This is a genomic window from Bradyrhizobium sp. SZCCT0231, assembly GCF_018130245.1.
GTDB classification, from domain to species: Bacteria; Pseudomonadota; Alphaproteobacteria; order Rhizobiales; family Xanthobacteraceae; genus Bradyrhizobium; species Bradyrhizobium japonicum_F.
Window position 1 is genome coordinate 283240 of the sequence record NZ_JAFCKP010000003.1, and the last position, 23234, is coordinate 306473.

A 23234-nucleotide genomic window follows, 5' to 3' on the forward strand; every position below is an offset into this window, starting at 1 on the left:
CGCCGATGCCGTCGAGGTGAATGGAGATGGACATGATGCGCCGTATCGTTCCGCTCGCGGCAGGACTCCTCTGGGCAAGCTCGGCTCTCGCCGCTGACATCAATCTTTTGAACGTGTCGTACGATCCGACGCGTGAACTCTATGGCGAGTTCAACAAGGCATTCGCGACCGCCTATCGGAAGGAGACCGGCAAGAGCGTCGAGATCAAGCAGTCGCATGGCGGCAGCGGGTCGCAGGCGCGTAGCGTTATCGACGGCTTGCAGGCCGATGTGGTGACGCTTGCGCTCGCCTATGACATCGATGCGATCGCCGGCAAGGGCCTCATCGCCGCCGACTGGCAGAAGCGGCTGCCGCAGAATTCGTCGCCCTACACCTCGACCATCGTGTTCCTGGTGCGCAAGGGCAATCCCAAGGGCATCAAGGACTGGGACGATTTGATCAAGCCGGGCGTTGCCGTGATCACGCCGAATCCGAAGACGTCGGGTGGCGCGCGCTGGAACTATCTTGCAGCCTGGGGCTTTGCGCAGAAGAAATACGGCTCGGCCGACAAGGCCAAGGACTTCATCGGAAAACTCTACCAGCAGGTGCCGGTGCTCGACACCGGCGCGCGCGGCGCGACCGTGACCTTTGTCGAGCGCGGCGTCGGCGACGTGCTGCTCGCCTGGGAGAACGAGGCGTTCCTTGCTCTGAAGGAGTTCGGCGCGAACAAGTTCGAGATCGTGGCGCCGCCGCAGTCGATCCTCGCCGAACCGCCGGTTGCCATCGTCGACAAGGTCGCCGATAAAAAAGGCACCCGCAACGCCGCTGACGCCTACCTCCAATATTGGTACACCAAGGAAGGGCAGGAGATCGCCGCGCGCAACTTCTACCGCCCGCGCGATGCCGAAATCGCCAAGAAGTATGAGAATGCCTTCGCCAAGGTCGAGCTGTTCACGATCGACGACGTCTTCGGCGGCTGGACCAAGGCCCAGAAGGAACATTTTGCCGACGGCGGCGTTTTCGATCAAATTTACAAGAATTGATCGGGCGCTGTCCTTAGGAGGCTTTTTGCAGGGGGCCTGGTGAGCGCATTCGCAGCACGACGCCGGACATTGCCGGGCTTCGGTCTCACCATGGGACTGACGCTTTCCTGGCTGTCGGTCATCATCCTGATTCCGCTCGCCGGCCTGTTCCTGAAATCGTTCGAGCTGAGCCCCGAGCAGTTCTGGAACATCCTCTCCAGCCGGCGCACCCTGAACGCCCTGCGGGTGTCCTTCGGCCTCGCCTTTGCGGCGGCCTCCGTCAATCTCGTCATGGGCAGCATCATCGTCTGGGCGCTGGTGCGCTACCGCTTTCCGGGGCGGCGCATCTTCGATGCCATCGTGGACGTGCCGTTCGCGCTGCCGACGGCGGTGGCCGGCGTCGCGCTGACCGCGCTGTTCGCCGAGAAGGGCTGGCTGGGCGCGCCGCTCGCAGCGCTCGGCATCAAGGTGGCGTTCACGCCGGTCGGCATCTTCGTCGCCATGATCTTCATCGGCATTCCCTTCGTGGTGCGCACGGTGCAGCCGGTGCTCCAGGATCTCGACCCCGAGATCGAGGAAGCCGCGGGCAGCCTGGGCGCCAGCCGCTGGCAGACCATGATCCGCGTGATCCTGCCCTCGCTTGCACCGGCGTTGCTCACCGGCCTCGCGCTTGCCTTCGCCCGCGCGGTCGGCGAATATGGCTCTGTGATCTTCATCGCCGGCAATCTGCCCAACGTCTCCGAGATCGCGCCGCTCCTCATCGTGATCCGGCTCTCCGAGTTCCGCTATGCCGATGCAACCGCCATCGCGGTGGTCATGCTCGTCGTCTCCTTCGTCATCATCTTTGCCGTCAACCGGCTCCAGCGCTGGGCGCGGAGCCGGATCCCGGCGCGCTGAGGGCGGATCATGACGATGCAGATCGCAGACACCATGTCGCTCTCGGCCTCCGACTCAAAGGCCCGCGCGCAGGCGGCGGCAGCCCGTGACAACCTCCGCACCGAGCCGCGTGCTGTGCGCATCGCCATCATCACGCTGGCGGTGCTGTTTCTCACCGTCTTCGTCGTGCTGCCGCTCGTCGTCGTGTTCGCGCAGGCGTTTTCGCGCGGCATCCTCGCCTATTTCACCGCGCTCGCCGAGCCCGAGGCGATGGCGGCGATCAAGCTGACGTTGATCGTTGCCGCGATCTCGGTCGGTCTCAATCTGGTGTTCGGCCTCGTCGCCGCCTGGGCGATTGCAAAATTCGATTTCCCGGGCAAGACCTTCCTGATCACGCTGATCGACCTGCCGTTCTCGGTCAGCCCGGTGATCTCGGGCCTCGTCTTCGTGCTGCTGTTTGGCGCGCAGGGCTATTTCGGCAGCTGGCTGCGCGACCACGACATCCAGATCCTGTTCGCGGTGCCCGGCATCGTGCTCGCCACCACCTTCGTGACCTTCCCGTTCGTGGCGCGCGCGCTGATCCCGCTGATGCAGGAGCAGGGCACGCAGGAGGAGGAGGCCGCGACCTCGCTCGGCGCCTCCGGCCTGCAGACCTTCTTCCGCGTGACCCTGCCCAACATCAAATGGGGCGTGCTTTACGGCGTCCTGCTCTGCAACGCCCGCGCGATGGGCGAGTTCGGCGCGGTCTCCGTCGTCTCCGGCCACATCCGCGGCGAGACCAATACGATGCCGCTGCTGGTCGAGATTCTCTACAACGAGTACCAGTTCGTCGCCGCCTTCGCGATCGCCTCGCTGCTGGCGATGCTGGCGCTGATCACGCTGATCGCGAAGACCGTTCTCGAACGCCATCTGGATGAAGGACAAGACGCCAGTGACCATTGAAGTCAGGAATCTCGTCAAGACCTTCGGCAGCTTCAAGGCCCTCGACGGCGTCGATCTCAAGGTCGACGGCGGCGAGCTGGTGGCGCTGCTCGGTCCGTCCGGCTCCGGCAAGACCACGCTGCTGCGGATCGTCGCCGGGCTCGACTGGCCCGATTCCGGCGAGGTCTTCATCAGTGGCGAGGACGCGCTGGCACAAGGTGCGCGCGAGCGGCATGTCGGTTTCGTGTTCCAGCACTATGCGCTGTTCCGACACATGACCGTGTTCGAGAACGTCGCGTTCGGCCTGCGCGTGCAGCCGCGCGCGGTCCGCAAGGACGAGGCCGGGATCCGGGCCCGCGTCAAGGAGCTGCTCGATCTCGTGCAGCTCGACTGGCTTTCCGACCGCTATCCGAGCCAGCTCTCCGGCGGCCAGCGCCAGCGCATTGCGCTGGCCCGCGCGCTCGCGATTGAGCCGCGCATCCTGCTGCTCGACGAGCCGTTTGGTGCGCTCGATGCCAAGGTGCGGAAAGAGCTGCGCAGATGGCTGCGCTCGCTGCATCACGAGATCAACGTCACCTCGATCTTCGTCACCCACGACCAGGAGGAGGCGCTGGAAGTCGCCAACCGCGTCGTGGTGATGGACAAGGGCCGGATCGAGCAGATCGGCTCCCCCGACGACGTCTATGAGACTCCGGCGACGGCCTTCGTTCACGGCTTCATCGGCGAATCCATCGAGCTGCCGGTCCATGTCGATGGCGGCGTGATCAGGCTCGGCGACCGGCCGCTTCAGCTCGCCGCAGACGGGCTTGCGCCTGGCGCGTCAAAGCTGTTCGTACGGCGACATGACATGCTGGTCGGCCCGCCCGGCACCGGCGCCTTCGAGGGCGCGGTCCAGCACGTCCGTAATTTCGGCCCCGTGCAGCGGGCCGAGGTCGCGCTGTCAGGCGGCGAAACCATCGAGATCGACGCCCCCCGCGACCGGGAACTGCGGGCCGGCGACACCATCGGCCTCAATCCCCGGCGATACCGGATATTTGCGGGCTAGAAATCCCCGTCATTCTCTGGTGCGCAATTGCGCACCATAGCTCGATGCTTTGCATCGCCCTGGAATGACAGGCACGATTTTCCTCAAAATTCACCTTTCAGCCACGGTTGGTATGCAACAACGGCCCCTCATTTGGGGGCCTCTAAACATGCGTGCTGCGGCCGCAATTCTCGTCACTTTGCTGCTGGCCGGTTGTGCCGGCAACGAAGCACCGGTCCAGCAGCCGTCGATGTATACCGACATGGCGGTGCCGGGCTCCAAGCTCGATGCGCAGGCCGCCGCGGTGATGATCTCGCAATACCGCCAGAACAACATGCTCGGCACCGTCGTGATCGATCCTGATCTGATGCGGCTCGCCGAATCCCAGTCCCAGGCCATGGCTGCGGCCAACAAGATGGACCACGACGTCCGCGCGCCGCTGGCCAAGCGCCTTGCCACCGGCGGCTATCCGGCCACGGTTGCCGTCGAGAACGTCTCGGCCGGCTATCATACGCTGGCGGAAGCGTTTTCCGGCTGGCGCGACTCGCCTCCTCACCGCGCCAACATGCTCAAGGGCGGTGTCACAAAATTGGGCATCGCGGCGAGCTATGCTCCCGGCACCAAATACAAGGTGTTCTGGACCATGATCCTGGCCTCGACGGATCCCCGATAAGCCAGACTTGATCCGGGATGCATTGACGCCGCGGCGGAGTGTCGCCACGGTGGCTCGCCTTTTGCTATTGTTTCCTCATGACCGATCATAGCCCTGAAGCCGCCAGCGTCCCCGCGAATGCGCAACGCGTCCTGGTCCTCCAGGGCGGCGGCGCGCTCGGCTCGTACCAGGCCGGCGCCTTTCAGGCGCTGTGCGGCTACGGTTTCGAGCCGGAATGGGTCGCCGGCATCTCGATCGGCGCGGTCAACGCCGCCATCATCGCCGGCAACGAGGGGCACATCCGCGTCGAGCGGCTCAAGGAATTCTGGGAAATGGTGTCGGCCCCGGTGCCGTGGAAGCCGGTCGGCAAGAGCGACCACAGCCGCGAGCTGTTCAATTCGACCAGTGCTGCGCTGATTGCGACGTTCGGCGTGCCCGGCTTCTTCACGCCGCGCATTCCGCCGGCGCCGCTCTGGCCGCCGGGGCATCCCGAAGCGGAAAGCTATTACGACACCTCGCCGCTCAAGAAGACGCTGGAGCGTCTGGTCGATTTCGACCGCATCAACGATCTGAAGACACGCCTGTCGGTCGGCGCGGTCGGCGTCACCTCGGGCAACTTCAAATATTTCGACAATTACGAGTTCAAGAAGCTCGGCAAGAAGATCGGTCCCGAGCACATCATGGCCTCCGGCGCACTGCCGCCGGGCTTTCCGTCCGTCGTGATCGACGGCGAGCATTATTGGGACGGCGGCATCGCCTCCAACACCCCGCTCGACTACGTGCTCGACGCCGAGCTCGCGCGCGACATGCTGATCTTCCAGGTCGATCTGTTTTCCGCCCGCGGCGATCTGCCGAATTCGCTGCTCGAGGCCGCCGAGCGCGAGAAGGACATCCGCTATTCCAGCCGCACGCGCATGAATACGGACAAGAACAAGCAGATCCACAATGCCCGTCGGGCGGTGCGCGACCTGATTTCCAAATTGCCCGATTATCTCAAGAACGACCCTTCCGTCGAATTCCTTGCCAAGGCATCTCGTGAGAGCACCGTCACGGTGGTGCATTTGATCTATCGCAGCAAGAACTACGAATCCTCGTCCAAGGACTACGATTTCTCGCATGTCGCCATGGTCGAGCATTGGGAAGCCGGCGTGCGCGACGTGCATCTGTCGATGCGTCACAAGGATTGGCTCGACCAGCCGCAGTCCGGCGAGACCATGGTGACCTACGATCTCACGGGGGACGTCACCGCGCCCCCGGCAAAAAGGAGCGAATAGCATGGGTACTCTGTCAGGCAAGAACGCCGTCGTGACCGGTTCGACCAGCGGCATCGGGCTCGCCTACGCGCGCGCCTTCGCCGCGGCCGGAGCCAACGTCGTCATCAACGGCTTCGGCTCGCCCGAGGACATCGAGAAGGAACGCGCCAAGATCGAATCCGACTTCAAGGTCAAGGCGGTCTACTCGCCCGCCGACATGACCAAGCCGGCCGAGATCGCCGGCATGATCGCGCTCGGCGAGAAGACGTTCGGCTCGGTCGACATCCTCGTCAACAACGCCGGCATCCAGTTCGTGTCGCCGATCGAGGAATTCCCGCTCGAGAAGTGGGACCAGATCATCGCGATCAACCTGTCCTCGGCCTTCCATGCCATCCGTGCCGCCGTCCCCGGCATGAAGAAGAAAGGCTGGGGCCGCATCATCAACACCGCGTCCGCACATTCGCTGGTCGCCTCGCCCTTCAAGTCGGCCTACGTGTCGGCCAAGCACGGCATCGCCGGCCTCACCAAGACCGTGGCGCTCGAGGTCGCGACCCACAAGATCACCTGCAACTGCATCAGCCCCGGCTACGTCTGGACGCCGCTCGTCGAGAAGCAGATCCCCGACACCATGAAGGCGCGAGGCCTGACGCGCGAGCAGGTCATCAACGACGTGCTGCTCGACGCGCAGCCGACCAAGGAGTTCGTCACCTCCGAGCAGGTCGCCGCCCTCGCCCTGTTCCTGTGCAGCGATGATGCCGCCCAGATCACCGGCACCAATCTCTCGATCGATGGCGGTTGGACGGCGGAGTAGGATCTCGATGCGTAGGGTGGGCAAAGGCGCGTCAGCGCCGTGCCCACCATTCGTTTCACGGATGTGGATGCGTGGTGGGCACGGCGCGCGAAGAGCGCGCCTTTGCCCACCCTACGAGAGCGAGAACGAGGTAACCGTTGCCGGCTCAATGCGCCCAGGCCAGCGCCGTCACGAACGCCGATGACAGGTTCAATTCCGCAAACATGATCTTGCCGGCGACCATGAACAGCACGCTCGCAAGCGTCAGGCGCAGCACGGTCTCGGGCACGCGCGTTGCGCTATAGCTGCCGACGATGATGCCGGGCAGGGAGCCCAGCAGCAGCACACCCATCAGCGCCCAGTCGACGTCACCGAGCGCCCAGTGTCCGATCCCGGCAACCAGCGTCAGCGGCACGGCATGGGCGATGTCCGAGCCGACGATGGTCGCCATCGGCAGGCGTGGATAGAGCAGCAGCAAGACGGTGACGCCGACCGCGCCGGCGCCGACGGAGGAGATCGAGACCAGCACGCCGAGCACGATGCCGGTGATCACGGTTGCAGTCGCAGTGGTGCGCTCGTCGACCTGCTCGAGGCGCTTTCGATAGCGCTCCATGATCGCCTTGCGGAAGATCAGCGACGTCGCGGTCAGCAGCAGCGCGAAGCACAGCACGAGATTGACGAGGCTGCGCTCGGCATCGCTTCTGAGGTCGAGCTTCCACAACACGAGCAGCGTCAGCGCGCTTGCCGGAATGCTGCCGCAGGCGAGCCTCAGCACCGCCGGCCAGTGCACGCTGCGCGACCAGCCATGCACGACGCTGCCGCCGGTCTTGGTGGCGGCGGCATAGAGCAGGTCGGTTCCGACCGCGGTGGAGGGATGGACGCCGAACAACAGGATCAGCAGCGGTGTCATCAACGAGCCGCCGCCTACGCCGGTCATGCCGACAAGCAGGCCGACGCCGAATCCGGAGGCGACGTAGAGTGGATCGATCATGGTCTGGGGAATGTTAGGTTTAACTCGTCGGTTGGGCAATACGACGTAGAATAAACTTTCCCCGGCCTGCAACCGCCTGGATCAAATAAGAAAAATCATGCTGCAGGTGGGAGCTGCATAGCCATTTTGCTCTGTTCACCGGCGGCTTGCGAAATCACCGTTCCCCATCGGGCAGCCAGCCGAATGGTCTATTTGCCAAATGCCAGTACGTGCAGGCCCAGCCGCTGCCGCACGATCCAGAACAGCAGCACCGTCTCGAAGGTCAGCGAGATCGAGGTCGCGGCCGCGGCGCCGTGGCCGCCGTAGTGCGGTACCAGCGCAATGCAGAGCACGACGTTCATCACGAAGGCCAGCGCATAGGCCAGCGCGCAGATCTTTTGCTGGCCGAGCATGTTGAGCAGGCGCTCGACCGGGCCGATCGCGGCGCGCACCACGAGGCCGATCGCGGCCACGAACATGATGTCGTAGCCGATCACGAATTGCGGCCCGAACAGCCACAGCAGCGGCTTGCCGAGCGCGAGCAGCACGATGGTCGCGGCCAGCGACGGCCAGAACGTCCAGTTGATGGCGTGCGCCACATAGGCCGACAGGCGCGCCTTGTCGCCGAGCGCATTGTATTCCGCGAAGCGATGCGCCGTCGTGGCCGACATCGCGTAATGGATGAACGAGACCAGTGCCAGCGTCTTCACGACCGCGAAATAGACGCCGACCTCGTCGGACGGGCGGAACTGCTGCAGCACCAGCACGTCGGTGTAGGACAGGAGCAGGTAGAAGCTCTCGACCAGCAGGATCGGCAATGAGACGGCGAGCCAGCCCCTGACGTCATAGGCCTTCGGCCCCGGTGTGATGTGATCGGCGAGCTTGCGGTTCAGCGCCACCATCTGACCGGTCATCGCGATCCACACTGCGCCCAGGCTCGCGACCATCGCGGCGACCGCGCCGAGATGATAGCCGAGCAGGAAGGCCGCGGCCGTGATGCCGATGATCAGCGCCTGGCGGATGATGAATTGCGGCATCAGGCCGAGCTGCATCCAGTCGTGCGAGCGCGCGATGCCGTCCTGGGTGTTGGCGACCACGAAAGCCGGCAGTGTCATGCAGCCGATATAGAGCGGCAGCACCTCGGCCGGATCGATCCAGGGCGACAGCAGTTTGACGATGCCGGCAAGGCCGAGCGACACCAGGGTGGAGACGGCAAAGGTCAGCCAGCGGCTGCCGGAGAGGAAGCCGCGCAGCAGCGCGTGCTCGCCGCTGGTGCGGTACTCCGGAATGATTTTTTGTGCGGAGGCCGAGATGCCGAAATCCATCATGCTGCCGAGCAGCAGCACCCAGGTCCAGACATAGACATAGATGCCGTAGTCGGACGTGCCCATCCAGCGCGCCAGCAGCACCTGCGAGACATAGGCAAGGCCAGCGCTGATGACGCGGATGACGAAGATGGTGCCCGCCAGCCGCCGCGTCAGCGACGCCTCGCTCGATCCGCCCGCGAGCTTGGCGCGCAGCCGCGCGATCAGCCCGGCCGGTCCGGTCGTTGCGGGTTGTGCATCCATCACGGCCAATTCGAACAGTCCCCGGGCATCCCGCATGCTGCGGCAGGCCGGGACTTAGCAACCATTCGTTAAGATTCGGTTGGGTGAAGACGCTATCGCCCCAATCCCCGCTGTCGTCCCGGACAAGCGCGCCTCAAGCGCGCGCCGATCCGGGACCCATAACCCCAGGGAGAAGTTGGAGCGCGAGCCGGCAACCACGAGTCTTCGTTAAACCACGCCCTGTGGCTATGGGTCCCGGATCTGCGCTTACGCTTGTCCGGGACGACGGTGAATGTGTGGTGCCAGCGGGTAGTTCAGTTGCCGTTCGGACGGCACTCACTCCAAATTCGTATTGAACTCGTACGCCTTCTCCGGCCCGACCAGCGTGAACTTCAGCGCGGCTCCATCCGGTTTGGCGCCGGGCGGCAGGCCGTCGAGTTCGAAAGTAAACCGCATCACCCCGGGCGGGCTGGGCTGCACCGGCGCCGGAATCGGCAGCGCCCAATCGGGTGTCGGGCCTTCCACGAACAGGTTGACGTTGCGGCTGTCCGGCGTCACCACGTCGACCACTACATTCTTGGGCCCGTCACGCTTGACGTCGCGGATGGTGAGCGGATTGGGGTCGCCGATATTGGCCGGCTTCGGCACGGTGTCGAGCGCGGCACGCAAGTTCGCATCCTCGGTCGAGGCGACGCTGTTGAAGCCGAGCTCGGCGCTGGCCTCGACCGGAATGCAGAGCTTCTCGCACACCGCGTAGTTGATCTCGGCGCGCAAGGTCACCGGCTTGTCGGCGGCCTTGGCGACGATGCGCAGGGGCAGCACGACCTGGTTGTGATAGCCGATCGAATGGCCGCCCGCGCCGTCGTCGAATTTCAGCGGCGCCGGCCACATGATCGTCACCGCCTCGACATTATCGGACTTCGAGAAGTCGAACCGGGGTGGAACGCCGGAATCGCCGGGCGTACGCCAGTAAGTCTTCCATCCCGGCTGGAGCTGGAACGCGATACCGCCGAGCAGGACCGCGCCGCTGCGCGATCCCGCGAGCAGCCGCACCGCGGAATGTCCGTCGCGCTGCCACGGCGAAGCGTCATCGGCACGGGCGGCGATGGCCAACGACGACGCAAGCAGGGTTGTTGCGACGCCAATCGCCGCACGCAGGGGAACTCTTGTCAGCATAGCACGTCTTTACAGGGTGGCCCCAGGCCAAACCATTGAATTGCTTGTGATGGATGCACTTGAATCAAGTCGCCGCAAGCCTTGATTTGACAGCTGCCCGGCCCGACATCAGGATAGGAATTGAAACCGGAGTGCTTCACCGATGGCTCCCACAGGCAAGAGGACGGGCGAAGGCACCCGCGGCTCGGGCCCCGCGCTGCCTAATTCGGCCGGTTATCTCGACGGCCGGCTCCTGATCGCAATGCCCGTGATGGGCGATTCCCGCTTCGAGCGCTCGGTAATCTATCTCTGCGCCCATTCCGCCGAGGGAGCGATGGGCATCATCGTGAACCACCCCGCCGGCAGCATCGACTTCCCCGAGCTGTTGCAGCAACTCGGCATCATCAAGAAGGGCGAGCACATCAAGCTGCCGGAGAATGCCGAAAGCATGAAGGTGCTGCGCGGCGGACCGGTCGACACCGGCCGCGGCTTCGTGCTGCATTCCAGCGACTTCTACATCGAGAACGCGACGCTGCGGATCGACGAGGGCGTCTGCCTCACCGCGACCGTCGACATCCTGCGCGCGATCGCCAACGGCTCCGGCCCCAAACACGCCATCCTCGCGCTCGGCTATGCCGGCTGGGCGCCGGGCCAGCTCGAGACGGAGATCCAGAGCAACGGCTGGCTGCATTGCGATGCGGATGCGGATCTGATTTTCGGCGACGACGTCGACGAGAAATACGGCCGCGCCCTGCGCAAGATCGGCATCGACCCCGGCATGCTCTCGAACGAGGCCGGGCACGCGTAGCTCGCTCCGCAGTCGTCCGGCCTTCCGCCGTCGTGGCGTACTCTCGGCTGTCGTCCCGGACAAGCGCGCCTCAAGCGCGCGCAGATCCGGGACCCATAACCCCAGGGATTAGTTTGAGGCAGGCCAGTCACCACGAGTCTTCGCCAAACCACGCCCTGTGGTTATGGGTCCCGGATCGGCGCTTCGCTCTAGACAACGCTGCGCGTTGCCCAGCGCTACGCTTGTCCGGGACGACGGGGGAGGACTGCCGCGCCTACTCCGCCGCCTGCTGCTGCACCGTCGGCTCGGTCCCCGCCACCGTTGCCCTCCGCATGTCGCGCGGTTGCGACTGGTCGTAGCGGCGGACGCGGTGCATGGTCTGGCGGTTGTCCCACATCACGAGGTCATGCAGCTTCCATTTGTGCACGTAGACGAATTCTGGCTGCGTCGCGTGCTCGTTGAGGTCGCGCAGCAGCAGCCGGCCCTCGGGCATGCTCATGCCGACGACCTTGCCGGCATGCGATGAGAGATACAGCGACTTGCGGCGATGGACGGGATGGGTCCGCACCAGCCGCTGCAGCACCGGCCTGAACATCTGCTTTTCTTCGTCGGTGTATTCGGTGAAGCCGAGCGATCCGCGCGAATACATCAGCGAGTGCTCGCAGACGAGGTCCTCGATCTCCGCCTTGGTCTGGTCGTCGAGCGCGTCATAGGCCGCGCGCATGTCGGCGAATTCGGTGTTGCCGCCCTTCGGGTTCACCACGCGTGCCGACAGCAGCGAGAATTTTGCCGGGATCGGGCGGAACGAGCTGTCGGAATGCCAGAGGCAATTGCCGAGATTGAACAGATGCGTGCGGCTGTCCTTCGCCAGCGGCTTGCCGTCCTTGCCGAGATTGGAGACGTCGTTGAGGCCGGACTGCAGCCGGTAATCCTTCTCCTTGGTCACGGTGCCGCCGCGCGCGTCCTCGCGCTGGCCGAAATTCAGCGCGAAGGCCATCTGCTGCTCGTCGGTGATGTCCTGGTCATGGAAAACCAGCACCGCATATTTGTCCATGGCCGCCTCGACCTCGCGCGCCTCCGCCTCGGTGAGGGGCTTGCGCAGATCGAGACCGGACACCTCGCCGGCGAAATGTTTTTGAAGCTGCCGGATGGCGATCGTCATGACGTTCTCTCCCGCGGGTCGCGAGCGGTTGGTCCCGCTCTGTCGGCGAAAAAAGCTACTCCCGCACTCGGAGTTGTCAACGCTCGGCGCGCATGGCAGCCCGTAGCCCGGATGGAGCGAAAGCGTAATCCGGGAAGTCTTTCCGCGAGGTGAGAACCCCGGATTGCGCTGCGCTGCATCCGGGCTACGTGTTGTTCTTGTTATGATTGACAAGGCTGGCAGCGATCCGCAGACAGGTCAGACAAGCAAGACAAGAGGGAGGTCGCGATGACGAACGAGCTCGATTTCTCAGGCAGGCAGGTGCTCGTGGTCGGCGGTTCCAGCGGCATCGGCAACGGCATCGCGCAGGCCTTTCGAGCGAAGGGTGCAGCAGTTGCGGTTTGCGGCACGCGTGCTCACGCAACGGAATATTCAGCCGACGAAGGCTCCGATCTCACGGGTCTTGCGTACGCGCAGCTCGATGTCAGCAACCCGAGTGCGATCGAAGCATTCAAGCCGTCCTTCGACCGTCTCGACATCCTGGTGCTCGCGCAGGGCGCGGTGCTCTATCGCCGCGGCGAGTTCGAGATGGCTGGCTTTCGCAAGGTCGTCGAGGTCAATCTGATGAGTCTGATGGCCTGCGCGACGCGCTTTCATTCCATGTTGCGGGACGCGAAGGGCTCGCTCATCATCGTGTCCTCGACCGCGGCCTATCATTCCACCATGGGCAATCCCGCCTACAATGCGTCGAAGACCGGTGCGGTCGGATTGACGCGGACGCTAGGCGAGGCCTGGGCCGAGGACGGCATCCGCGTCAACGGCATCGCGCCTGGTCTCGTCGACACCAAGATGACGAAGGTGACGACCGACAATCCGAAGCGGCTCGAAGGCGCGCTCGCGCGCATCCCGCTGCGGCGATTGGGCACGCCGGCCGACATGGCGGGTGCGGCGCTGTTCCTGGCCTCGCCGCTGTCGTCCTACATCATCGGCCAGACGCTGGTCGTCGATGGCGGCCTCATTCTGTAGGCAAGGCCAAGGAACCGCGCTGCTTCTGATCGGTTACTTCGGCTGACCACCGAGGAGGATCATCATGGACACGGATCGGATTGTCGGATCGGCCAAGGAATATGCCGGTCGCGCGGAGGGCGCGATCGGAGACATGGCAGGCGATGCCAAGACGCAAGCGTCGGGCAAGGCGCGCGAAGCTGCGGGCACGGTGCAGAACCTCTACGGCCAGGCCAAGGATGCCGTGCGTGACGCCGCGGACACCGCGACGGACTACGCCAAGGACGCCTACGAGAGCAGCGGCGACACCTTCCGCGATGGCACGCAGGCGCTGACGAAGAAAGTGCAGGACAACCCGCTCGGCGCGCTGCTCGTTGCCGGCGGCATCGGCTTCGCGCTGGCGCTTCTGATGTCGCGCCCCGCGCGCCGCCCGCCGCCGTCGCGCTGGCGCTATTATGGCTAGTTGTCGTGCGTCATTCCGGGGCGCGCCTCCTGGCGCGAGCCCGGAATCCATTCATCAACATTGCTGGTGGCACGATGGATTCCGGGTTCGCGCTACGCGCGCCCCGGAATGACATCTGAAATCGTCAGAGACGAATTACCGGAACATCTCCGCCGATCGCCCGACGTTGGCAGGCGGTCGCGGAATCCCTGGATTTGAGTTCGGATTGCGCGGCCCGGGCGCAGGCGCCAGTTGACGTGGCGCCGGTTGCGGCGAGCCGAAGCCGAAGAAATCCCGGAATGAGGGCGTTGCCTGCGCCGGCTGCTGCGGGGCGACCTGTGGCTTCTTCGGCGCGAGCTTGGGCGGCGCGATCACAGCGGCCGCTCCCGATGCATTGGGAGAGGCGGCATTGCCATCGGGTGTCGTTGCGGCCACCGGCGTATCGCCCTTGGCCTGCTCGCGGCCGACTTCCCGGCGCGGCCAGGCATAATCGTCGGCGCGGCCGGCCGGAGCCGCCAGCGGCTCACCCTTCACCATGGTCTTCGCAGCGAGCGCATCGACGGCGGCGGGACGCGTGCCCGGCCCGCCCAGCAACTGATCGGTCGAGATCGAGGCTGCAACCAGCGGCACGATCGGCCCTGCCAGCGGCCGCGGCGCGGGCTTGCCCGGCTCGGCGCTGGTATCGGGGGTTGCAGGCTCGCTCGGCAGCGCGATCGGGCCGGAGCGTCCCGCCAGCAGGCGCGTGATCTCGCGCTCGACATAGTGCGCGAGCTTGCGCGCGCCGGCCTTGGTGAAATACACGCCGTCGGAGCTGCGGAGCTGACGGATCTGGCCTTCAAAGTCCGGGCCCTTCTGCAGGAAGCGGCCGGCTTCGTCGACAAAGCCGTCCCACACGTCGACATAGGTGATGCCGGCCTTGGCCGCGCCCTCACGGTACAGCGAATCCAGGAACAGCGTGTCCGCGGTGCCCTTCGGTCCGCGAACTGCGGGCAGGCCGACCCAGAGCACCGGCACGCCCTTGGCCTTGAGGACGCCCGCGAGCTCCTCGATCTTCTTGCCGTAGAGCTCGACCCAGCGCTCGTCGCGGAATTCGTAGAGGCCGTTGGGGTTGCGCGCCGTCTTTTCCGGCGCGGCCGCCGGCGTGTCGGCATTGTCGGCGTCATCCTGCGGCAGGTCGGCATCGGCAGGCTTGTCGTCGGGCTTGGCGGCGGCATCGGGCTTGGCGTCGCCGGGCTTCGCCGGTTGCTTGGCGCGCGCGCCCTTGTCGTTCTTCTTGTCCTTGTCCGTGGCCTTGTCCGACTTGTCGGCGGCGGGCTCGCGGATCGCGATGCGGTCGTTGAGGCCGAGCATGACGACGATCACGTCGGGCTTCTCGGTCTCGAGAATGCCCTTGGCCGCCGCCGCCCAGTCCGCGGGCTCACCCTTGGGCTGGTACTTGATCAGGCCGGACGTGGTCTTGTGCTTGCGGATCACGCCCATGTCGGGCTGCTCGGCGTAGGCGTCTTCGAGGCCGTAGGCGAGCCAGTCGGCCATGGCGTCGCCGATCACCAGCACGTTCTTCTCAGGAATCGTGTCGCGCTTGGCTGGTGCCGGCGCGCGCGAAAAATCCTGCCGCGGTGCCTGCGGCGGCGGCTGTTGGAACGGCGCGAAGAAGTCGCCGCCGAACCAGCCGCCGCCTCCGCCGCCGCCCCTTGGCGGGGGCGGGGCCGAACGCTGCGGCGGGCCGCCGAAGCCGGGGAAGTTGAAGAACTGCGCCGAAGCAGGTCCTGCGACCGAGACCAGGATCGCAAGCGCCGTCCCCAGCGCGATCAACGGGCCGGTCTCGGTCAGCGCCTTGAACAGGGACTTCTTCGACATGCGATCTCGGGCACGCGCAATGGGGATCGGAGGTAGCTCGATATAATAACGGAATCCGGCCGCAAACGGGCAGATTCTCTTTGTGAATTCTCGCCCATACACCGGGGAACACCAGTCCCGGTCAAGGCTGCCCGCCAAAATCCCCGTTCAAGGTTACTTTGGGCGCGATTTTACCGCCCGCGCAGCCGGTCCAGCACGTCGGACGACGCAAACCCGTCCGCGGGCACCCCGATCGAGGCCTGGAAATTGCGCAGGGCTTCCCTTGTCTGGCCGCCGAACTGGCCGTCCGGGGTGCCCTTGTAGAAGCCGCGCTGGGCCAGGAGCTGCTGCAGTTCCAGCCGCTCGGTGCGCGCCAGCTCCCGCTCCTGGCGCGGCCAGGGCTGCACGAAAGGCTGTCCCCCGCGCAGGCGGTCGGCGAAATGGCCGATCGCCAGCGCATAGGCTTCGGCCGGATTGTACTTCATGATGACGCGGTAATTCTGCAGCATCAGGAAGCCCGGTCCCTGCGCGCCGGCCGGTGCCAGCAGATAGGCCTTTTCCGCCGGGTGCGGGAAGGGCTGGCTAGTCGGACGCCTGAGACCGAGCTTCTCCCATTGCCCGATCGGCATCGCCTTGGCGCGGTCGGCCAGCATGTAGTTGAATCCTTGCGGCACCACGACCTCGTAGCCCCAGGTCTGGCCAGGCTGCCAGCCGTCCTTCTTCAGGTTGTTGGCGGTCGACGCAATCAGGTCGGTCGGATTGTCGACGACGTCGCGCCGGCCGTCGCCGTCACCATCCACCGCGAAGCGCTTGAACGCGGTCGGCATGAACTGGGTCGGGCCGAAGGCGCCGGCCCAGGAGCCGCGCAGCTGCTCCGGGCGCAGATCGCCGCGGTTGAGGATCTCCAGCGCGGAGAGGAACTCATCCCTAAAATAGGCTTGACGGCGGCCGATGCAGGCGAGCGTCGCGGTCGATTGCAGCACGCTGCGGTCGCCCATCTGCGTCGAGTAGTTGGACTCGATGCCCCAGATCGAGGCGATGATGTAGCGGTCGACACCGGTGGCCTTTTCGGTGGCGTCGAACTGCGCCTTGTATTTGGCGAGGATCTCGCGGCCCTTGGCGAGGCGGTTGTCGTTCACCAGGATGTCGAGATAGTCCCAGATCGATTTGGTGAACTCCGGCTGCGAGTCCATGAGATCCATGATGCGCAGGTCAGGAGAGAGCCCGGCGGTGAAGCGCTGAAAATTCTCCTGCGTGATGCCGCGCCGTGCGGCATCGGGCCACATCGCGGCGACGCAATTGCTGAAGTTGCCGGCGGCCTCGCGGATCGCGGCAGCCGTCATCAGCGGATGGCCGGAGGCGCCGTCCTCGCCGCTCCAAGGCAATGCTCCCGTCTGCGCGCCGCTTGGGCCAGGCGAGGGTTGCGCGGGTGCCGGGTTCGACCCGGAGAAGATGCCGCCGAACAGGTTGGACAGGCCGTTCTGCGCCTGGGCGTGCGCGCCGGCCGGCAGCAGCAAAGCGGCAGCAATCACCGCTGCGCCGGTCAGAAATCCCGCCCGTTTTGCCGGCCCTGCCATCGTTTGCATCATCTCCCACCCGTCGGCCTGAAAATCCGCCACAGGAGGCCTGGTTAGCGTTGCCAATTGCTTAACAAAGGTGAAATTTTGGTGGCGGCTTTTTTCTTAACTCTGTCGGGGCGAGGCCCCACATCCGCCTTTGTTGCCGGCTGCAAACAAGCTAGCAAGATGCCATTGCTCCGTTCACGTCCTCAGGTATTCGATCGATCACATGAAAATTCGCAAAGCTGTATTCCCCGTCGCCGGCCTCGGCACCCGCGTCCTGCCCGCCACCAAGGCGATGCCGAAGGAAATGCTGACCATCGTCGACAAGCCCTTGATCCAGTACGTCTATGACGAAGCGAAGGAAGCCGGCATCGAGCACTTCATCTTCGTCACCGGCCGCAACAAGGCTGTCATCGAGGATCATTTCGATCGGATGTTCGAGCTCGACACGACACTGGCCGTCCGCGGCAAGAAGGCCGAGCAGGACATCCTGGCGCAGAACCAGCCGGACGCCGGCGCCGTCAGCTTCACCCGCCAGCAGGCGCCGCTCGGCCTCGGCCACGCCGTCTGGTGCGCGCGCGACATCGTCGGCAACGAGCCGTTCGCGGTGGTGCTGCCCGACGAGCTCGTGCTCAACACGCCCGGCTGCCTGAAGCAGATGATCGAGATGGCATCCTCGCTTGGCGAAAAATCCAACCTGGTTGCGGTCGAGGCGGTGCCCGATCACCTGACCCATCAATACGGCATCTGCGGCGTCGGCAAGCGCAATGGCAAGATGTTCGAGGTCGACGGCATGGTCGAGAAGCCGGCCAAGGGCACGGCGCCCTCCAATCTCTCGATCACCGGCCGTTACATCCTCCAGCCGGAGATCTTCAAGATCCTGGAGACCCAGGAGCGCGGCGCCGGCGGCGAGATCCAGCTCACCGACGCCATGATCGGGCTCGCCAAGACGCAGAAATTCTACGGCGTCGAGTTCGAGGGCGAGCGCCATGATTGCGGCTCCAAGCCCGGCTTCCTGCGCGCCAACATCGCCTACGGCATGAAGCGCCCGGAATTGCGCGACGGGCTGATCGCCGAGATGAAGAAGTATCTGGGGCAGTAGCTCCCGCCGTCATTGCGGGCCAACGGATCCGCGCGAAGCACGGCCCGATGACAGGCTCCGCGAAGCAATCCAGAATCTTTCCGCGGAGAAGGTCTGGATTGCTTCGTCGCAAGAGCTCCTCGCAATGACGGGGAGAGAACGCCTCACGCCACCAGCGACAGCTGTTGCAAGCTGGCAACCACCGACTGGTTGCGCCCGCCGGCTTTGGCGGCATAGAGCGCCTTGTCGGCGGCGGCGACCAGGATCGACCAGTCCATGCCGGCGACGGGCACGAGGCTGGCAATGCCGCAGGACACCGTCGACATCGCCTGATCGTCGGACCAGCCCTGCACCTTGAGGCGGATCGTTTCGGCCACCTTGAAGGCATCGGCAGCCGAGGTGTTCGGCAACAGCACGGCGAATTCCTCGCCGCCATAACGCGCGGCGCAGTCGCCGGCGCGGCCCACCGAATCGGAAATGCAGATGGCGATGCCGACCAGCACCTGGTCGCCGGCCTGATGGCCGAACGTGTCGTTGTAGGCCTTGAAATGATCGGCATCGATCATCAACAGCGCGATCGGCGCCTTCTGGCGCATGGCGCGCCGCCATTCGGTGTCGATGACGGAATCGAACTTGCGGCGGTTCTTCAGGCCCGTGAGCGCGTCCGTCGTCGCCATCTCCTCGAGCTTGCGCTCGGCCTCGGCGCGCCGGCCGATCTCGCGCGCGAGCACGAGCGTCGATCCCAGCACGAACAGCGCGAGCGCCAGCACCACGGCGCCGATGCGGAACGCCTCCTTCTCCCAGAGCGCGAACACTGCGGCCAGGGGTTTGCCCGCCACCACGAACAGCGGTCCGCTGTTGCTGCTGCGGACATAGAGCCGCGGCGTCGGATCGACCGGGCCCTGTCCGGAATAGGAGGCACCGACCGGGAGATTGGCGGCCTTCCAGTTCTGGCGGTCGTTCAGGTTCGTGCCGATGATGTCGAGATCGAACGGCCGCCGCATCATGATGGTGCGGTCGCGCCTGAGCACGGTGATGGTGTCTTCGGGATCGAGGCTCAGCCGCTCGAACAATTCGTGGAAATAGCTGAAGCGGATCGAGCCCGCGACGACGCCCATGAAGCCGCCGTCGGTATCGCTGATGCGCCGGCTCAGCACGATGGAATAAGCGCCGCGAAACAGCATCGGGCGGCTGATGAAGAGCCCCGCGCCGGGATTGTCGCGATGCACCCTGAAGTAATCCTCCTCGCTCCGGTTCTCGGGGAGGGGATCGAGCGTGGAGGCGTCGATGGTCAGCCGGCCCTCGGCGTCGAACACCTGGATGGCGCCGAAATGCTTGGCGGTGGTCGCATGGTCGAACAGGATCAGGTGGCGGATCGTCTTGGAGACCGCCGCGAGCTCGGGCAGCAGCATGTTGCTGGCGACCGCCTTCAGCGACAGATCGTAGATCTCGACGTTGCGGCTGACGTCGGACTCGATGGTGGTCGCGAGGTTCTCCAGCGTCTGACGGGCGAGAGCCTCCTCGCCGCGGCGCATGTCCAGCATCACGTTGACGCAAATGGCGGAGAAGCCGATCACCGTCACCACGGACGAGATGATCAGCAGCTTCGCCGAAATCCGCCACGGCCGGCGGGCCATGACGTCGCGCCATCCAGACAGCATCGTTCGCTCCTGGCACTAGTGGATGCGCCCGAAAGCTTGAGTAGTGTTTAAGGCAGGACGGCGCTACCGCAATGAGTTAAGAATCGGTGTATGCGGCGCACGGTTTTTGGCAGCTGCATGTGAGCGGGACGAGAGGACGATTGTGAACGACTACCACGCGTTGCGCGATTATCTGGTGCGGCAGAAGCAGGACGAGTTCGTGCTGAGCTTCGAGCAGATCGAGGAGATCATCGGCGCGGCGCTGCCGCGCGCGGCGCATCGTGCCTCATGGTGGGACAGCCTGCGCAGCCCCGACATCCAGATGCCGCAACGCGAAGCCTGCCTCGCCGCCGGCTTCGTGGCGACGCGCATGCCCGATGGGGCGAGCGTGCGGTTTACAAAGCGGAAGAACGATAGGCGACGCTAGCGCGGCTGGCGACGCTGCCAACCCTCCCCTGGAGGGGGAGGGTCGGCTCACATTGAGCGCCGCGAAATGTGAGCCGGGGTGGGGTGACAGTCTCTCCACGTCCAACAGTGCCCGAGTGGAGAGATCACCCCACCCCGCTCGCGCTACGCGCGATCGACCCTCCCCCTCCAGGGGAGGGTAAGAGAGCAGTCAGCTCGCCGCTTCCAGCCGCACTTCCGTCAAGAGGCGCATCGCCGCGTCGGCGTCCATCGGCTCGCCGAAGGCAAAGCCTTGCGCGTATTCGCAGCCCATCTGGTAGAGCTCGACTGCGTCGGAATCGGTCTCGGCGCCCTCGGCCACCACGTCCATGCCGAGGTCATGCGCGAGCGCGATGATCGACTTCAGGATCACCGGGCGGGTGCCGCGGTTGGTGGTGCGCACGAAGGACTGGTCGATCTTGATGGTGTCGAACGGGAAGCGCTGCAGATAGGCCAGCGAGGAATGGCCGGTGCCGAAATCGTCGAGCGACAGCCCGGTGCCGAGCTCGCGGATCCGCGTCAGCATCTGCGCCGCGTGCTCCGGATTCTCCATCACCAGCGATTCCGTCAGTTCCAGCTTGAGCGTGCCGCGCGCCACCGAGGAGCGCGACAGCACGGTGCGGATGTCGTGGATCAGATCGTGGCGCAGCAATTGCCGTGACGACACATTGACGGAGGCGAAGATCGGCTCGCGCGAGCGCATCGCGCGCTGCCACACCGAAAGCTGCTTTGCGGTCTGGTCGAGCACGAACATGCCGAGATCGACGATCAGGCCGGTCTCTTCTGCGATTGAGATGAACTCCGACGGCGCCATGCGCCCGAGCTTCGGATGATCCCAGCGCGCCAGCGCCTCGAAGCCGGCGACGGAGCGATCCTCCAGCCGCACGATCGGCTGGTACAGGATCGTGATCTCCTGGCGCTCGATGGCGCGGCGCAATTCGCTCTCCAGCGTCAGGCGGTCGGTTTTTCGCGCACGCATTGCTGGTTTGTACACATCGATGCGGTCGCCGCCGATGCGCTTGGAATGATACATCGCAAGCTCGGCGTCCTTGATGATCTCGTCCGTCAGCTGAACCTGCGGATCGGAGAGCGCAAGGCCGATCGAGGCGGTCAGGAAGATCTCGCGATCGTTGAAGGCGATCGGCGCGCGGATGGTCTTGCGGATGGTCTCCGCGAAATTGGTGATCCGCGCCGGATCCTGCTCCGACAGCAGGATCAGGCCGAACTGGTCGCCGGAGAGCCGCGCCAGCGTGTCCTGCGGCTTCAGGATGCGGGTGAGGCGGCGGGCGAGCGTCAACAGGATGGAATCGCCGACCGCAATCCCGACGGAATCGTTGACCTGCTTGAAGCGGTCGAGGTCGATCACCATCAGCGTCGGCCGCAGCGTCGGCACGGTCTTGGCGAAGTTTGCGACCGCGCCGAGCCGGTCCATGAACAGCTTGCGGTTGGGCAGGCCGGTGAGGTTGTCATGCACGGAATCGTGCAGCAGGCGCTCCTCGGCGTTGCGCAGCTCGGTGACGTCGGTGAGCGTGCCGACCACCCGCGAGACCTCGCCGTCGGAGCCGACCACCGGGCGGGCCTTCAGCGCGAACCACATGAAATGGCCGTCCGGCGTGCGCAGGCGGAAATCCTGCACCAGGCGGCCGCGGCGCTGGTCGAGCACGCTGTCGAGCGCGGCGCGGAAGCGGTCCTGGTCGAGCGGATGCAGCACCTCGAGCCAAGAGGCGGCCGGGCCTTCCAGCGTGCCGCGCTTCAGTCCCAGCAGGGCTTCGGTCTCCGGGCTGGTGAACACCTTGTCGGCGGATACGTCCCAGTCCCAGATCAGATCGCCGGAGCCGGCCAGCGCCAGGGCGCGGCGCTCGATGTCGGAGACGACGCCGGTGCTGGCGCCGCCGCCGGCAAAGGCGTGCTGCATCACCGTGAAGCCGATCAGCATCACGATGAGCACGAGGCCGCCGAGCAGGGCAGGGCCGACGATGTCGTTGGTGACGGAGCCCGCGACCGTCATGCCGGCCGCCACCACCCAGACCACCAGGAGGAACCAGGTCGGGATCAAGAGCACGGCGCGGTCGAAGCCGTGGGTGGAGAGATAGACGATCAAGGCGAAGCCGGCGAAGGCGATCAGCACCAGGGAGATGCGCGCGATGCCGGAGGCCACCGCCGGATCGAACAGCGCGAGCGCCACCAGCGAGCCGAGGAAGGCAAGCCAGCCGACCGTGATGTGCGAATAGCGCACATGCCATCGACTGAGATTGAGATAGGCGAACAGGAACACCAGCAGCGTTGCCGCCAGGATCGCCTCACCCGCCGCGCGCCAGATGCGCTCGGCGTTGTTCGACATGTCGAGCACCTTGCCCCAGAAGCCGAAATCGACCCCGATATAGACCAGCACCGCCCAGGCCAGCGCCGCCGCCGCCGGGAACATGATGCTGCCCTTGACCACGAACAGAATGGTGAGGACGAGAGCCAGGAGCCCGGAGATGCCGATCACGATGCCCTGGTACAGCGTGAAGGAGTTGACCTTGTCCTTGTAGGCTTCCGGCTCCCACAGATAGAGCTGCGGCAGCTTGTCGGTGCGCAGCTCCGCAACGAAGGTGACGACGGCGCCGGGGTCGAGCGTGATGCGGAACACGTCCGCGGTGGCACTTTCCTGCCGTTCCGGCCGGTCGCCGATCGAGGGCGTGATGGTCGCGATGCGCGACAGGCCGAGGTCGGGCCACAGCAATCCCGAGGAGACGATGCGGTAATGCGGGGCGACGATCAGGCGGTCGAGCTGGTCGTCGGTGTTGTTGGCGAGCGCGAACACCACCCAGTTCTGGCCGCCTTCGCGGGCGCGCACCTCGATGCGGCGGACGATGCCGTCGGTGCCGGGCGCGGTGGAGACCTGGATGCGGTCGGCATCGCTGCGCTGATGCTCGATCACGCCGGTGAGGTCGATCGCGGGCGCGTCACTGCGGACGCTGACGGCGTCGAGCGCGCGCGCGGGATACGCGGCGACAAGAATCATGAGGCCCAGCGCGATGGGCGCGAGGCACCTGATCAGACGCAAGGCCAGTTCTCCGCGTTCGACGCAACTCTTCGGTGGAAGACGATTTCACACCGGACAG

General features: G+C 65.2%; 20 protein-coding genes. 12 read left to right on the top strand and 8 right to left on the bottom strand.

From position 1 onward, the window contains the following. The first annotated feature begins 20 nt into the window (after nt 1–20). From JQ566_RS11715 to JQ566_RS11745, 7 genes are all read left to right on the top strand, one after another. The gene (locus tag JQ566_RS11715; protein ID WP_212372383.1) at nt 21–1022 is read left to right on the top strand and encodes a sulfate ABC transporter substrate-binding protein; all 1002 of its coding nucleotides are present in this window, start codon (nt 21–23) and stop codon (nt 1020–1022) included. A gap of 39 nt (nt 1023–1061) precedes the next feature. Beyond that, on the top strand, nt 1062–1898 hold the full coding sequence (cysT, locus tag JQ566_RS11720) for a sulfate ABC transporter permease subunit CysT (RefSeq protein ID WP_212372384.1): 837 nt from the start codon (nt 1062–1064) through the stop codon (nt 1896–1898). A gap of 9 nt (nt 1899–1907) precedes the next feature. Then, nucleotides 1908–2819 (top strand): sulfate ABC transporter permease subunit CysW, encoded by a 912-nt coding sequence (cysW, locus tag JQ566_RS11725; protein WP_212372385.1) that lies wholly within the window; start codon nt 1908–1910, stop codon nt 2817–2819. Continuing rightward, complete coding sequence (locus JQ566_RS11730; protein WP_212372386.1) at nt 2809–3843, top strand: sulfate/molybdate ABC transporter ATP-binding protein; 1035 nt, start codon at nt 2809–2811, stop codon at nt 3841–3843. The genes cysW and JQ566_RS11730 overlap by 11 nt, the downstream gene beginning before the upstream one ends. Before the next feature lie 148 nt (nt 3844–3991). Beyond that, entirely contained in the window at nt 3992–4495 is a 504-nt protein-coding gene (locus tag JQ566_RS11735) for a CAP domain-containing protein (RefSeq protein WP_212372387.1), read from the top strand. Between the two features lie 77 nt (nt 4496–4572). Continuing rightward, entirely contained in the window at nt 4573–5748 is a 1176-nt protein-coding gene (locus JQ566_RS11740) for a DUF3734 domain-containing protein (RefSeq protein WP_212372388.1), read from the top strand. 1 nt (nt 5749) lies between these two features. After that, nucleotides 5750–6538 (top strand): 3-hydroxybutyrate dehydrogenase, encoded by a 789-nt coding sequence (locus JQ566_RS11745; RefSeq protein WP_212372389.1) that lies wholly within the window; start codon nt 5750–5752, stop codon nt 6536–6538. A 145-nt stretch (nt 6539–6683) separates the two neighbouring features. Here the strand turns inward: JQ566_RS11745 and JQ566_RS11750 are convergent, their stop codons facing one another. The 3 genes from JQ566_RS11750 to JQ566_RS11760 form a co-directional block, all read right to left on the bottom strand. Beyond that, complete coding sequence (locus JQ566_RS11750) at nt 6684–7508, bottom strand: sulfite exporter TauE/SafE family protein (protein ID WP_212372390.1); 825 nt, start codon at nt 7506–7508, stop codon at nt 6684–6686. A 188-nt stretch (nt 7509–7696) separates the two neighbouring features. Next, nucleotides 7697–9064, bottom strand: coding sequence for a flippase (locus JQ566_RS11755; protein WP_212372637.1), 1368 nt, complete (start codon nt 9062–9064; stop codon nt 7697–7699). A 306-nt stretch (nt 9065–9370) separates the two neighbouring features. Beyond that, the gene (locus JQ566_RS11760; protein ID WP_212372391.1) at nt 9371–10210 is read right to left on the bottom strand and encodes a protein-disulfide reductase DsbD domain-containing protein; all 840 of its coding nucleotides are present in this window, start codon (nt 10208–10210) and stop codon (nt 9371–9373) included. 142 nt (nt 10211–10352) lie between these two features. Here JQ566_RS11760 and JQ566_RS11765 point away from each other — a divergent pair, with 142 nt between their 5' ends. After that, nucleotides 10353–10997 carry a YqgE/AlgH family protein gene (locus JQ566_RS11765; protein WP_212372392.1) on the top strand — a complete coding sequence of 215 codons (645 nt, stop codon included), beginning with the start codon at nt 10353–10355 and terminating at the stop codon, nt 10995–10997. 253 nt (nt 10998–11250) lie between these two features. Here the strand turns inward: JQ566_RS11765 and JQ566_RS11770 are convergent, their stop codons facing one another. Then, nucleotides 11251–12138, bottom strand: a complete 888-nt coding sequence (locus JQ566_RS11770; RefSeq protein WP_212372393.1) for a TauD/TfdA dioxygenase family protein — start codon at nt 12136–12138, stop codon at nt 11251–11253. Nucleotides 12139–12405: 267 nt separating this feature from the next. Here JQ566_RS11770 and JQ566_RS11775 point away from each other — a divergent pair, with 267 nt between their 5' ends. Then, nucleotides 12406–13143, top strand: coding sequence for an SDR family NAD(P)-dependent oxidoreductase (locus JQ566_RS11775; RefSeq protein WP_212372394.1), 738 nt, complete (start codon nt 12406–12408; stop codon nt 13141–13143). Nucleotides 13144–13207: 64 nt separating this feature from the next. Next, entirely contained in the window at nt 13208–13585 is a 378-nt protein-coding gene (locus tag JQ566_RS11780; RefSeq protein WP_212372395.1) for a CsbD family protein, read from the top strand. A 135-nt stretch (nt 13586–13720) separates the two neighbouring features. Here JQ566_RS11780 and JQ566_RS11785 read toward each other — a convergent pair whose 3' ends face one another. Further along, nucleotides 13721–15421: an SGNH/GDSL hydrolase family protein gene (locus JQ566_RS11785; protein WP_212372396.1), complete on the bottom strand. Its 1701-nt coding sequence runs from the start codon at nt 15419–15421 to the stop codon at nt 13721–13723. 170 nt (nt 15422–15591) lie between these two features. Then, nucleotides 15592–16986, bottom strand: a complete 1395-nt coding sequence (locus tag JQ566_RS11790) for a lytic murein transglycosylase (protein ID WP_249139428.1) — start codon at nt 16984–16986, stop codon at nt 15592–15594. A gap of 202 nt (nt 16987–17188) precedes the next feature. On the opposite strand from JQ566_RS11790, the gene JQ566_RS11795 reads away from it, so the two are divergent. Then, a complete protein-coding gene (locus tag JQ566_RS11795; protein ID WP_212372398.1) occupies nt 17189–18064 on the top strand; it encodes a UTP--glucose-1-phosphate uridylyltransferase in 876 nt (291 codons plus the stop codon). A 143-nt stretch (nt 18065–18207) separates the two neighbouring features. Here the strand turns inward: JQ566_RS11795 and JQ566_RS11800 are convergent, their stop codons facing one another. Next, nucleotides 18208–19704, bottom strand: coding sequence for a sensor domain-containing diguanylate cyclase (locus JQ566_RS11800; protein ID WP_212372399.1), 1497 nt, complete (start codon nt 19702–19704; stop codon nt 18208–18210). A gap of 142 nt (nt 19705–19846) precedes the next feature. Here JQ566_RS11800 and JQ566_RS11805 point away from each other — a divergent pair, with 142 nt between their 5' ends. Beyond that, nucleotides 19847–20110: a DUF7662 domain-containing protein gene (locus tag JQ566_RS11805; protein ID WP_212372400.1), complete on the top strand. Its 264-nt coding sequence runs from the start codon at nt 19847–19849 to the stop codon at nt 20108–20110. A 189-nt stretch (nt 20111–20299) separates the two neighbouring features. Here JQ566_RS11805 and JQ566_RS11810 read toward each other — a convergent pair whose 3' ends face one another. Further along, the gene (locus tag JQ566_RS11810) at nt 20300–23176 is read right to left on the bottom strand and encodes an EAL domain-containing protein (RefSeq protein ID WP_212372401.1); all 2877 of its coding nucleotides are present in this window, start codon (nt 23174–23176) and stop codon (nt 20300–20302) included. Between the last annotated feature and the right edge of the window lie 58 nt (nt 23177–23234).

Excerpts from the sequence above, each read along its gene's own strand:
- JQ566_RS11715 (WP_212372383.1), top strand. The coding sequence starts at position 21 with ATGGAGATGGACATGATGCGCCGTATCGTTCCGCTCGCGGCAGGACTC.
- cysW (WP_212372385.1), top strand. The coding sequence starts at position 1,908 with ATGACGATGCAGATCGCAGACACCATGTCGCTCTCGGCCTCCGACTCA.
- JQ566_RS11735 (WP_212372387.1), top strand. The coding sequence starts at position 3,992 with ATGCGTGCTGCGGCCGCAATTCTCGTCACTTTGCTGCTGGCCGGTTGT.
- JQ566_RS11740 (WP_212372388.1), top strand. The coding sequence starts at position 4,573 with ATGACCGATCATAGCCCTGAAGCCGCCAGCGTCCCCGCGAATGCGCAA.
- JQ566_RS11745 (WP_212372389.1), top strand. The coding sequence starts at position 5,750 with ATGGGTACTCTGTCAGGCAAGAACGCCGTCGTGACCGGTTCGACCAGC.
- JQ566_RS11750 (WP_212372390.1), bottom strand. The coding sequence starts at position 7,508 with ATGATCGATCCACTCTACGTCGCCTCCGGATTCGGCGTCGGCCTGCTT.
- JQ566_RS11760 (WP_212372391.1), bottom strand. The coding sequence starts at position 10,210 with ATGCTGACAAGAGTTCCCCTGCGTGCGGCGATTGGCGTCGCAACAACC.
- JQ566_RS11765 (WP_212372392.1), top strand. The coding sequence starts at position 10,353 with ATGGCTCCCACAGGCAAGAGGACGGGCGAAGGCACCCGCGGCTCGGGC.
- JQ566_RS11770 (WP_212372393.1), bottom strand. The coding sequence starts at position 12,138 with ATGACGATCGCCATCCGGCAGCTTCAAAAACATTTCGCCGGCGAGGTG.
- JQ566_RS11775 (WP_212372394.1), top strand. The coding sequence starts at position 12,406 with ATGACGAACGAGCTCGATTTCTCAGGCAGGCAGGTGCTCGTGGTCGGC.
- JQ566_RS11780 (WP_212372395.1), top strand. The coding sequence starts at position 13,208 with ATGGACACGGATCGGATTGTCGGATCGGCCAAGGAATATGCCGGTCGC.
- JQ566_RS11785 (WP_212372396.1), bottom strand. The coding sequence starts at position 15,421 with ATGTCGAAGAAGTCCCTGTTCAAGGCGCTGACCGAGACCGGCCCGTTG.
- JQ566_RS11790 (WP_249139428.1), bottom strand. The coding sequence starts at position 16,986 with ATGCAAACGATGGCAGGGCCGGCAAAACGGGCGGGATTTCTGACCGGC.
- JQ566_RS11795 (WP_212372398.1), top strand. The coding sequence starts at position 17,189 with ATGAAAATTCGCAAAGCTGTATTCCCCGTCGCCGGCCTCGGCACCCGC.
- JQ566_RS11800 (WP_212372399.1), bottom strand. The coding sequence starts at position 19,704 with ATGCTGTCTGGATGGCGCGACGTCATGGCCCGCCGGCCGTGGCGGATT.